This is a genomic window from Gammaproteobacteria bacterium (genome assembly GCA_029881255.1).
Taxonomy (GTDB): domain Bacteria; phylum Pseudomonadota; class Gammaproteobacteria; order S012-40; family S012-40; genus JAOUMY01.
Genome location: JAOUMY010000020.1, coordinates 23623 through 35977 on the forward strand (window position 1 = coordinate 23623; position 12355 = coordinate 35977).

Genomic DNA, 12355 nt, shown 5'->3' on the forward strand with positions numbered 1-12355 from the left:
CGAAAGAAGGGGGAATGCGAACACGCCCTGGTGTTGTACAGCTACTCGGTGGCAATGTCACATCTGCGGTCGAATGGGCTGGACGATGGGTCGTAGAACAAGACGGGCGCATTGTTGTCGTTGAAGGTTCAGCAACAACGGATATCACATCGGTGGGTTGGTTTTTGCGCGGCGTGAATTTCCAGGCGCTAACACAGAACGCTGAACGTGAAGACAGATTCTACGTGGCGGACGGGTTGCGGCGACTTTGGTATATTGCGATGCGTGGTGCCAACTTTGTTTTCGAGCCTGTCATTAATTCACTATTGGATGGTAGCAATCAGCCGTATGCTATCCCGATACCAACGTGCATTGAAACATGGAAAGGACGGTTGTTCATCGGCTACGGTGAGAATCGTATCCAACATTGTCAATACGACAATCCGGGAGAATGGAATCCGTTATGGACATTGGAAGCACAAGGTGCGCAGAAAGACAGTGTTGAGGCTATACACGGCTTTGGCGACAGCTTAATCATTGGGTTGAGGCATGCTACTTATGCAACACAAGGGGATTCGCCTCTCAATTACTCGAAGCCCAGAATTATTTCATCGGTCGGTTGCGCGGGCGCGAATTCGATAGCGTCAGACGGGCAAGAAATGTACAGGCTTGCGGATAAAGGCGTCTTCACACTGTCGTCAACCGATCCAATGAGCGACGATATCGAGCCACTTTTTAATTCATCAGGGGTGCATTCGTCGATGGTTTTCGACGAGGCGCGTCGTCTGCTTTTCTTCGTGCTGCACGGCAGATTGTTTGTTATGCACGTGGACACAAAACGTTGTGGTGAAATTACCGGGTATCATGTGCGCGGCGTGGTCAAGAGCGACACTGCGATTTGTTTTTATGGTAACAGCGGACTATTCGCACTCGGTTCGGACGACTTGCCGGATCAATTTTTGGATGGTACGCAAAAAGATTATATTTGGTTGTTCGATACGTGGTCCACGATACCGAATCCGTCCGGGGACGGTCGCGCATATTTGGGTGAGTCAATACTGGTTTGCAATGGTTCTCCGCGATCTGGTGTGACTTATGATGTGTATACGGACGGTAAACAACGGTATTCACGAACAGTATCGACAAGCGACGAGACACAGGATACATGGGCAAGCATTGCAACCAGTCCTGGCGAACCGTATCCCGTGCCACCAGTTCGGCGCAGTTTTTCACCGGAATTTTCGGGCACGGTTTTTCGACACGTGTTATTCGGTAGTGCGTATTGTGAGATCGAATCATTTACACCCAACTATCAGTTTGGAGGCGAATAATGCCGATCACGATTGATTATTTTGACGAGACAAACCCGATATCGACAGCGAAAGTTAATGCGAACTTTCAAAAAATCGCGGACTACATCAACTCCGTCGTAGGGTCCCAAGTCATCGACTTTTCGCCCGTTCCCTCCGGCGATGGGTCTGGCCACGTGAGTAAAGCGGGCGACACGATGTTGGGGCAGCTTGTGGTGCCGTCGCTAGTAATCGGCTCGCAACCAGGACTGCATAAAGGGGACTTTGCGGGTATCGCGTTACTGTCGGGGGATACGGTTGTTGCTAACGTGTCGGCAAAAATTGACGAAATTTTAGTAGCGGCTAAGCCGTAACTTGGCACGGGGGTGTTGTTATGACCGCAATGATTGTGTCCGATGTCGTTGACCTGTCTGTGACAGCAACTATTCCGGTCCAAGTGGGCCACGGCCTGGGGCGTGAGGTTGGATTCCTGTGTATATGGGCAGACGACTATGTACAGTTTAAAGTGGACGCCAATGCCTCGGACCAAAATACACTGGTTTTGATTCCCGATGTGACTTGCAATGCGCGCCTAGTGTTGCTATGAGAGAAACTATCGCTATACTTGGTATTGTCAATATTGATGTTTTGTACTTAGCTAAGGAGAACTAAGCTATGCCAGATTATGATATGCGAGACGTGGTTGGCCGTAATCAACCGCAGTCTACACGGTTCCGTGAAGTTGTATTTGAAGTCGATTATGCGCAGCAAAACCTTGCAGTAGGCGACCGTGGGTACATCGGCGATCTCCCTGCGGGGTTTGTCCCGTTGGGGCTTGTGCCGATCAGTCTTAACCCCGAAGGCGAAGCGTGTACCTATGACATGGGCACGGGTGCCGATCCAGATGGTTTTGCCGTCGATCTAAACGCAAATACGGCCGCGAATGGCCAAATGGCCCCTGGTGCGGCAGCTTTGCTTGGCCAACGGTTGTCGGCAAATACAGCGGTATACGTTGCGTTGAACGCGGCTCAACCGCTCATGAATGCCCATAAGGCCAAGTATAGCTTTTGGGGCTACATGCTCGATCTGTGATGTTTGAGCCTCGGCACCCACTAACAAAGCCCCTCACGACAATGTTTTGTCGTGAGGGGTCTTTGTATGAAGGGGCGGGGGATTTACACGCTCCCGTCATCGACTGGTTATTACAGAATGACCAATGGTTAGCGTATGCGAATGGCGTCATTCATGGTTGGGTCGGCTGGTTTTTGCTAGACGACGATAGTCGAGCACTTTTCCGACACGATGGTTTTTTGGACGCACTAGGGCAGAGGTCTATCGAGTTAAGCAAGGGGCGGCACCTGTATATCGCGGAAGCAGTGGTTGCGCCTTGGGCTCCAAGGCAGTTGTTGTGGCAACTCAAAGCGCAGGCAATAAAAGCAAACCCTGGCGTGCAATCGGTATGTGCGCATGTGCGCAGTAAAGGCACTGTTCGTTGGTTAGAGCGGACTATACATTGAGGTGATATATGAGCTTTAGCGGTAGCAATACTGATTCAAGGTCGCGCGTTAGCTCTCCAGAAGAATTGCAAGAGTTTGTTGACGCGCTAGATACCTACACCAACGGACGTATCAAAAACTTCGCCACCACTGCGACCGATGTACCGAACTACAGATGGTTGGGCGAAAGTGAATATGTAACACCGAAACAAATATTAGCACCCAATAACGTGGCGGCGAGTAGCATTGTCAAACCTTGGAATGTTGGGACAGATAAGATTGTGGCTCCTGCTTCGGTAACCGCTAGATCGGTTACGAAGCCAAATAGCGTCAACGCACGGCGCATCAGTAGGCCAAACGATGTGTTTACTCAATCTCTCCAGACGGCAACGATAGACGGTGTGGGCGATGTCAACTATGGCGGGTTCAACTATGATCGGTTGTCGCCTGATCAACTCCGTGCTGTCGGCGGTGCTGGAGCGACACGCGAACTAAAGGCGAACCGCGCGTTGGACAGAGTGTTGAGTGAGATTGCGGGTGACGCGAGCCTAACAACCGCACAAAAAGCCAAAAGCAGGCAAGATGCGGGTTCCGAACACGCATCCAGTATTGATGCGATAGCGAAAGAAACCGAAGCGGCAATTGCCTTGCTCATGGGCGATGAGCAAGGACGCTCGCTGGATGCCAGCAAGTTTAATGCGGGCAAGGCTTTGGAGGCGTCGCTAGCGAATCAAGGCAAGGATAAAGATATCAATATCACGCAAGCGGGCCTGGACTTAGACGCCAATAAAGCTAGTGCCAGCAATGCACTCACGGCTGCTATGGCCAATCAAAGCACGGCTAAGGATATTAATATCCGGGATGTGGAAAATGAACTCGCCGCTGCTTTGTCCAATCAGAGCACGGCTAAAGATATTGGTATCCAGGAAGCATCAAACCGTCTGACGGCAGACTTGGCCAATCAGAGCACGGCTAAAGATATTGGTATCCAGGAAGCATCAAACCGTCTGACGGCAGACTTGGCCAATCAGAGCACGGCTAAAGATATTGGTATCCAGGAAGCATCAAACCGTCTGACGGCAGACTTGGCCAATCAGAATACGGCCAAGGACGTTAATATTCAAAATGGCATAAATCAGGTTGCGGCGGATTCAACCAATTTGAATGCGAAACTACAAGACAATATCGCGTTATTTGATTCGTTTATAAAAGGCCAGCAATTAAGTCTCGATGAAATTGATCAATTGCTAGGATTGTTCGGGCTCGGTAAAGGGCAGTATTCACAGACCTCTGGATACAGTTTTGGTGCTGAGGTTAAATAATGCCATCGATCAACGACATCCTAAACCACGGGTTGCTTGGGTCGCTACAGCGAGATAAAAAGAAAACAGAACTAGTCAATCTACTGACTAAAAAACGCAATCGTGACGATGAGTTATCCGGCGACCTACAATTGCGTAATGCGTCCGAGTTGGGGCCAGAACTCCCTTATCTGACTGAGAAACTTACGCCGGAAGATGAAGTCGCCATGGCAATTGCCTATGACGTGCTGGGCATTAATCCCAACACTCAGGCATTGGCAGACGAAGCAGTGAGTCGAACGGCGGGCAATACGGTACGCAATCGTATGCTAGAAAAGGGCGAACAGGCGACAAACGATCCTATCATGCTAATGAACGCGGGCAACAAGTTATCGGTGTCCCCACGTTTCAAGGCAAACGAAAACACGGTGCTCGATCAATATTCTGGCGAGATAGTTCAAGAAACACCTCTGGGCACTGCCCGAACTGCAAAAACTAGCCAAGAAGCCTTTGGTATCGGCTTGCGCAATGATGCGCTCAGCGATGTGCTAGATACCGTTACAAACGATGCGATGAAGGCTAATATCGCCAATAAGAACAGCGTCGTGCATACCGGGCGTGCGAAAGTCGTGGATAAGAACGGCATACCTCGATATGCGGATTACAGTGTCGGGCTGGACGGACGTGCGCGTTATTCCATTGCTACTGATAGCGAGACCGGCGAACCATTGAAGGCATATAACTCGTCAAGCAGTGGTCGCAGTCATCGGTTAGATAAAAGCAAAAAAACGATCGAACTGGAAGCCTGGGATGCTGCATTAAAACAAGTGCATGACGAGCGAAAATTAGCCCGCAAGCTCGGCGAAAAATATGACAACGATTACAGTACACGCGCACTAAAAGTATACCGTGACCGCTTGAACGATCCGACCGCATTGGCGCCAGGGATGAGCGAAGATCCGAGTATAAGTGAAGATCCAGGTATCGCTTCTCCATCGTCCACCGATATCGAACCAGAAAATGATCCCAATATCACGAGCGCGAGAATCCGCGCGCACAATGACGGGTTTGGTGATCTTGGCCAATGGATACCGGGCAAAGGTTTTGAAGTCTACGAGAACGGAAAACTAATCGGGTATTACTACTAATGCCGTTTGTTCCTCTGTCGAATCGACAAGACGATGAGGAGGTTGTGCCTCAACGTGGCTTTACACCGATCAGTTCGCGGCCCCCCTCTGTCTCCCCTCCTACGGTAGAAAGCGAGCAAGACTTGTTTGCGACGGAACCGCCCTATCCTGGTTTTATGCAGGGCATAAAAACCCAAAATCGTGAGTATGTGGCATTAGATAGGCCGGGATTCTTTGATCGCACAAGCGCGGCGTTTGAAAGTCATGATGGGCTGAGTGCGAACCTGCTCAAATATGCGAGCGACTTTTTACCGCAGGTTGATCCCGTCACAGGCAAAGTCATGAGGCCCGACGAAAATCGTAAAGACCGGGTGTTGCGTGAGCTGGTTGCGAAACGGCAACTGGCGATGCCAGAGGCAGAAACATTCGGGGAAAAGGCGGCGGATTTCCTCGGTGCCGCAGGTAGTGAAATCGTGGACCCCACTGCTATAGCGGCAGGCGGTGTCGGTGCGACCCTCCGTGGACTTGCGCGACTGGCTACATTGTCGGGTGTTGGCGGTGCATATGAAGGCGCCAGTGCTATCGCCGAACAAATGGCCGATCATGGCGAAGTTGTTGATGCCGGTAATGTGGGTATACGCGCGGGGACAGGGGCGGTGGCTGCTCCTGTGCTGGATCTATTAATTCGGGTAGTCGGTACAGGTTTTAAGAAACTGTGGGCCTTACGCAGCAAGCAAGGCGCTGACACGGGCGCTATAGATGAGCAAATTGGCCAAGGCCTAAGTGCGGTTTTCGAAGAAGCAGACAAAACCGGCGTGGCGCGTACAGAAGCCGCTCAAATGCTGGCACGGGTGATAAAGACCCCCGAAGGTGACGTGGTTGCGCCTTCGTCCGATGTTATACGTGCTTTGCCGGGTGAATCTCCAATAGCGCCAACTGAGGCACCGTTGCGTACGAAAGAAGGCGAAGTGTTGCCCGTAGAAAATGCACATCAACAGGAGCAAGGCAAACCCGCAGCGGACTATCAAAATCTCGCTAACGAGTATGAGCGACTGGCCAGAGCGACCAGTGACGAATCGGTGCGTACCGATTTGCTCGCCCAAGCTGACCGGCTTCGCCGACAACGGGTTGCTGAGATTGAAGACGCAAAACCAAAACTAAGCGCAAAGGAAAGAGCCAGACAACGCGCACAACAGATGCGCAAAGTAGATGAGTCTCAAGACGATTTAATCACGGCGATCCGTAAGCTCGGTGGTATTAATGTCGCTGAGGATTCGGATTGGGCGGGGAGGCTAAAGCATCTCTCGAGGCGTGTTCCAGGGTTGCCTGGGATAGAACAAACTTCCGGTGCCGGCCGTTCGCTGGATGATTTGGCTGAATTGCTCTATGGCCGTGGCTATCTCAAGAGCCGGGACAAAAAAGAACTGGAGGACTTGCTTTGGCGAGCCGAAAATGGTGAAAACTTTTATTCCTCTGCGCGTCAAATGTCAGACGATGAGATTGCGCAAATGGACCCGAACTATGGTCGCCCGCCAGAGGATTCCAACTTCGGTAGTGACAGCGACTACACCTTCCACGACAATGATGTTGCGATAGATGACACCGATGCGGAGTTTGTGATTCGCACGGATGCTGGCACTATTGTTCCGGCCCGACCTTTGGACGAGGACGACTTATTACGGATTGATGCGGAGATACGCGCACATGAAGAACGAGAAGCAGAGCTTGACGCCTACTACGAACGAGAACGAGCACTCGAAGAAGGTCAAGGGGAGCGGGAAACCGGCGAGCCTGGACAAACTGAGGGATTTCGCTTATCGGAACGGAGTGAGGATCGAGTTCCGCAACGGGCTAGTATTGAACCCGGAACGGGAGCGGAAACAGATTTCCTCCCAGGCATCGACAAACCCCGACCTGGAGAACAACAACTAGCCGATTTTATTCGCCAGAAAGAGGCGGCTAAGGCCCCTCAAGGCTATGTGGCACCACACCAAGGTGAAGGGGATTTATTTAACCCACAAGCGGGTGCGCAGAAGGATCTCTTGCGTGATGGATTTAAAATCGAGTCGCCAGACGGATTTAAACCTTACTCGCCTTCATCGAACAGGCCGCTACTTTTTCTCCCCGCCGATGCTGACCTGCCTACGCGCAAGGCCGCATTGGATACATTTGGCCGCAAAGTAAAGCATGTGGAGACTGGCACCTTCCCGACCGGCATATCGCGGATTCGTAATAGCGCCGATCTCGCACATGTGATTGCGCCGATCCGCAAAGACGCACAGGAATCCTTTGTAACGGTTGTAACGGATGATGCGGGCAATGTATTGCGCATCGCCAAACTACATAAGGGCAGCCAACGAGAGGCAAGCGTAGATCCAACATTGGTTGCTGGCGTGGCGGCGAATACGAAAGGTGCAAAGGCTGCGTGGATTGCACACAATCATCCCACGGGCGGCGTTTCACAAAGTGAAGCCGATAAAGTATTAACCTCGAAGATCCATGATCTTCTCCGGGGCAGTGGTGTTGAGCTGAAAGGATCGGTTGCCATTGCTCCAGGCGGCAAGGTGCATAGCCTGTTTGGCGAGGGGGTTGAACTTAATAGCGTACCTACAAACGCACAAGCCCGTTCGGGCGTTATACCTGTCACTGAACGACGGTTGGTTGGGCAAGAAACGCCTCATGAACCGATAGAATCCGTAGACCAAGCCCACGCGGTTATGAACGAACTGGGTAATAATCAAGATGGTGTTTTATTGGTAGACGCACAGAGTCGCCCAGTCGGCTTTTTACCAATGACAGTGGATGAAATGCGCACCTTGCGCAGTGGCGAACAGGGCGGTTCTCAGCGGCTCTTACAGGCATTGGATGAGACACAGGCCGATGGTTTTTTTGTGCGGTCGGACTCTGAGGCGGTCGCTGGAAACATGAATGCGTTCGCGTCTGCAACAAAAAAACGCCTTGTTGATGTGGTTGACAGTTCGGGCAAGTCACACCAAACCAAAGAAGGCATCCCAGAACAATCCACGTTCTATTCAAATCCGTTTGGTGTGGCGGCTAAGGAAATTGCGCGGGATTTCGTGCGAGAACCGGGTCGCAATCTCGCGGCGGCTATTGCTGGTGGAACGTATGCAGGCACAACGTCCGAACATGAGATGGGCAGCCCTGAGTGGTGGCTGGATGTAGGCAAAGGTGGAGGCCTGGGGCTGTTGATCTCTCAGGGCGGTCGTGCGGCAAAACTGTGGGGACCGGGGAGCATTGCGGATAAAGGGCGGGTAAAACTCGGCAATGCGATTGAGCGACTACCGTTGATCGGTCGCGGTCCTGCTGAGGTGCGTGAGCTCAAGCGCAAGCAGCGATTGATGCGCCAGTTATTGGATCGGCAAACCGAGGAAGTGGGTAAGTTTTTGCTCAAGAACTTCAGCCCGAGCGAGCGTGCTCAAATGGCCGATCTCATTGAGAATCGCGGAATCATTCAGGACTTCAACCTAGTGCATCGTCAGGCCGCAATTCTCGACGATTATTTGGTGCAAGCGGGTGAGCGCATGAAAGAACTGGGTATGCTCCCAGAGGAATTAGAGACGGGCGGCTATCTGCATCGTTACTACGCAAAGCATCTTGGCTTGGATAAGGACTTTCGTTTGGCCAAAGGGCAAACACTGTCTGGATCGTATTCGATTGCACGCGGGAAAGATGAACTCATTGATCGCAATTACATGAGTCCTCGCGCTCAGTCGGTCATGAACCAGGTAGACGAGGTGCGCAGTGAAATCCAGACATTAGAAAAGTCACGGTCGGATTTATTGGGCGCCGATAATAATGCGCGGCTCAACGATCTGCGCGCCCAACTACGGGATCTGAAAAAGAAAGAGTTAGTGGAATATACTGGTGGCGAAAACGGGAAACTACGGTCGTTCTTTTTCCTGAAAGATGAAGTTGCAAGGTTGGCCCGTGAGGACGGGTCTATCGTCGGGTTTGAAGGTGGACCTGGACCCGGACTTGACCCGACTTTAGGGCCTGTTGCCAAGCTGGACGGTACATTCAGTCCTACGGAACGTGTATGGTCGATCCGTGGCACGCGTAAGGGGCAAGCGTTGTTGCATCGGGATTGGACGGATGCTGAGCGTCATGCCTGGGGCGAGATTAAAGACGCAGGTTATCGTTACGTTCGCGGCATGGGCGAAGTGTCGCATGACCTCAGTTTGGCTACGCTGTATAAGACGGTTGCTGATCGCAGTGCGTGGGCGAGTAAAGACCCGATACCGAACTGGAAGCAGGTGCCCGTCACGGCTGTTGGTGGTTCGCCAATGAAACGCTATGGCGCGTTGGCGGGGATGTATGTGCGCCCTGACGTGTGGAATGGCATAAGCCGTTACGGTCGCAATCTCAAAGTGTTGGGACCCGTTGGCGATACCAAGATTCCCGGCACTGGCGTTACGATAGACCAGTTTTATCGTGCGTCTGTCAACAAGTGGAAGTTATACAAAACTGTCTATAACCCGGTCACGCATTTAAACAATGCCTTCTCAAATGTGGAAATGCTTTACATGGCGGGGTATTCCCCTTTCGATCTCGCCAAGGCGTTTAATTTGGCGCGGCAAAATGAAAAATCGGATGTCTGGGTAGAGGCCAGAGAAAACGGGTTGTTCGGTGCGGATTGGTCCAGTTCGATCACGTCTGCGGACGGAGGTAACGCAAAAGCAATTGCAGATCTTGCCGACGAATTGTTAAAGCAACCGGAAATTCCGGACGCCATTCTTTCGACGGATATTATGATGCGGGCCAAAGAGTGGTATATCAATTCCCGCAATGCTGTGAGCGAAGCCGATGGTAAGTTTGCTAGCGGGGCGGCAATAGCGAAAGCGATGAGAGAGCCCGCTTTGAAGGGATTGAAAGTCAGCCTGAAACCTGTGACTGCGGCAGGCAATGCAGCACAAAAACTGTACCGCTTCGAAGATGAAATATTTAAATTGGCGGTGTATCAAGCTGAGCGTGCGAAGGGCAAAAGCCCGGAACAATCGGTTACGACTGCGCAGCAATTCTTCTTTGACTATAACGATCTCCCTACCGTGGTGAAAGCAATGCGGGACTTCCCGGTTGGATCGCCTTTTATCAGCTATACCTACCTTGCAATACCGGCAATTGCCCGCAATGTCGTACACCACCCAGAGCGTGTGTTGGCTCTGGTTGCTGCCTATGAGGGCATGAATTACGCGGCGCTGTCTGCCGATGGGGAAGCTGGCCCTGGGGAATATTGGGCGGCTGAGGAGGCGCAAAATACAGCCAGTCCACCTTGGGATAAAGGCCGCGCAGCCTGGGGCGCACGCAATACCGTAAATCTACCTAATGTGCCATATCTACCCTCCCTGGACGGTTATCGCTTGAGCATGGCGCGTATGCACGCCATGGGTAATCCGTTTATGGCAGAGTCGGGTAATCGAGCGGCGTCTGTACCGTATGCGTCATGGTGGGGATCTGATTTGTTGGGATCAAACCCGTCTCATGCGTTATACGATATCCTGATTAATGAGGATTGGCGGGGCAAGCCTATCTACAAGGAGGGTGCAACGGCAGAAGATAAGCGGGCCGCTTTGGCTAACTATCTGTACCAAGCATGGTCTCCGTCCAATCCACTAACTCCTGGCGGCTACCACCAGCAAAAAATCATCGAAGGGCTGGCAACGGACAAAGCTCGAGCCGAATCAGCGGGCGAAGATCCAGGGCTGGCAGGCTTTGTTGTGGAGACCGCTAACGGTGTTGCTGAGGCGTTGGGCATGCAGGGCTTCACTGGCATTGACGGCCTGGGTTACGAGATTGAAAGCCGGGATGCGATACTCGGTTCGCTCGGCGTTAAGTTGCGCCCTCAGCGTTTTGCTGAGTCGATTTCGTTCGAGAAACAGGACATCGAAAAGGCAATGAAGGACAAAGATCGGTGGCTAGATAGCAAAGCGTTATTGGCGAATAAAGGGCGACTTTCTGAGTCTCAGTTGGAAAAATATCGCGCTCAATATGAGCGCGATATCCAACGTCTGAATGATAGATTAAATAAGATCAACGAGGCTGAGGACTACTTAACCCCTTCCCCGTGAACAATGCACCCCTCCACTACATATAAAACTTCATGTAGCAGTTTCCCCACTGCTTGACATATATTTTGGTTTATAGCTTGATCCCTGCCTTTTAGGTAATCGGCGACCATATTGAGCATGGAACAGGCTTCATGCGCAGTATATTGGTTATTTTCGTGCATTTATTTCCCTCCATTAGAGTTGGACTAATATTTATATCAATATAATTAGGGTATTTATATACTACTAAAGGAGTAGGTTTATATGATTTATGTTGCAAGGTTATTGTATTCATTATGTTTATTAACGGTCGTTAGTTGCGCGACATCCACAAAATTAGACGCTTGCAACCGCCGCCGCGTTTCGCTATTTATGTTCTTGAGCAAAACCTGTAATGGAGAATCCACGATGAAAGTAACCTCATTGTCTACTTATAGACGACAAAATGTTGCCACTAAAGCAACACTTAATACAAAACATGTTGTAGTAGCTACTGTCACACCCATTTATAGAATAAGCGACAATAATATAATGACTACCTACAACCCCAACAACTTCGACGCCCCCGGTTCTACGGTCTTTCGCATGCGCGAAAAACTAGGCTGGTCTCAACGTCGATTGGCACAAGAGTGCAACCCAGAGATAGACCACACCACCATTCGACGGGTCGAACACAATAACGGCTACACCCAAGACACACTGGAACGTATCGCTTCAGCGTTCTCCCGTGGCTATGGACGCCGTTTAACCGTGGCCGACTTGTTCATTCACCCGAAAATAGCTGAGTTCAATGAGCTACCTGACGCCGTGCAAGATCGCATTGCACAAGGGGTACACGAAGCGGCTATTGCCTATAGATTTACAAAACCCAAGGCTAGTTAAGGCCAATTCAATCCCCAAAAAGCACCCTAGATAAAAAAATGTTGCGCTGAACGAAACATCATACTAAGCTAAGTGTTGTTTTCAACGCAACAACTAAATAACCGTAGGTGTTTTTATGGAAACAGTCAATGTATCTGGGATCACAGTAACCCCGATTGTTGTACCCGATCACGGGCCGCGCATCATGGTGGATGGTAAATCTATGTCCCCAGAGCA

General features: G+C 51.0%; 9 protein-coding genes. All 9 read left to right on the plus strand.

The window, feature by feature from the left end; translation table 11 throughout:
• Positions 1-14: 14 nt before the first annotated feature.
• The 9 genes from OEZ43_21035 (at position 15) to OEZ43_21075 (ending at position 12139) form a co-directional block, all read left to right on the plus strand.
• Positions 15-1310: a hypothetical protein gene (locus OEZ43_21035; GenBank protein MDH5548071.1), complete on the plus strand. Its 1296-nt coding sequence runs from the start codon at positions 15-17 to the stop codon at positions 1308-1310.
• Entirely contained in the window at positions 1310-1642 is a 333-nt protein-coding gene (locus tag OEZ43_21040) for a hypothetical protein (GenBank protein ID MDH5548072.1), read from the plus strand. The genes OEZ43_21035 and OEZ43_21040 overlap by 1 nt, the downstream gene beginning before the upstream one ends.
• Before the next feature lie 20 nt (positions 1643-1662).
• Entirely contained in the window at positions 1663-1875 is a 213-nt protein-coding gene (locus OEZ43_21045; protein ID MDH5548073.1) for a hypothetical protein, read from the plus strand.
• A gap of 68 nt (positions 1876-1943) precedes the next feature.
• Positions 1944-2360: a hypothetical protein gene (locus OEZ43_21050; protein MDH5548074.1), complete on the plus strand. Its 417-nt coding sequence runs from the start codon at positions 1944-1946 to the stop codon at positions 2358-2360.
• A 62-nt stretch (positions 2361-2422) separates the two neighbouring features.
• On the plus strand, positions 2423-2785 hold the full coding sequence (locus OEZ43_21055) for a hypothetical protein (protein MDH5548075.1): 363 nt from the start codon (positions 2423-2425) through the stop codon (positions 2783-2785).
• 8 nt (positions 2786-2793) lie between these two features.
• Positions 2794-4086 carry a hypothetical protein gene (locus tag OEZ43_21060; protein ID MDH5548076.1) on the plus strand — a complete coding sequence of 431 codons (1293 nt, stop codon included), beginning with the start codon at positions 2794-2796 and terminating at the stop codon, positions 4084-4086.
• Positions 4086-5213, plus strand: coding sequence for a hypothetical protein (locus tag OEZ43_21065; GenBank protein MDH5548077.1), 1128 nt, complete (start codon positions 4086-4088; stop codon positions 5211-5213). Before OEZ43_21060 ends, OEZ43_21065 begins: the two co-directional genes overlap by 1 nt.
• Complete coding sequence (locus tag OEZ43_21070) at positions 5213-11278, plus strand: JAB domain-containing protein (GenBank protein MDH5548078.1); 6066 nt, start codon at positions 5213-5215, stop codon at positions 11276-11278. Before OEZ43_21065 ends, OEZ43_21070 begins: the two co-directional genes overlap by 1 nt.
• Before the next feature lie 510 nt (positions 11279-11788).
• Positions 11789-12139: a helix-turn-helix domain-containing protein gene (locus OEZ43_21075; GenBank protein MDH5548079.1), complete on the plus strand. Its 351-nt coding sequence runs from the start codon at positions 11789-11791 to the stop codon at positions 12137-12139.
• Positions 12140-12355 lie beyond the last annotated feature (216 nt).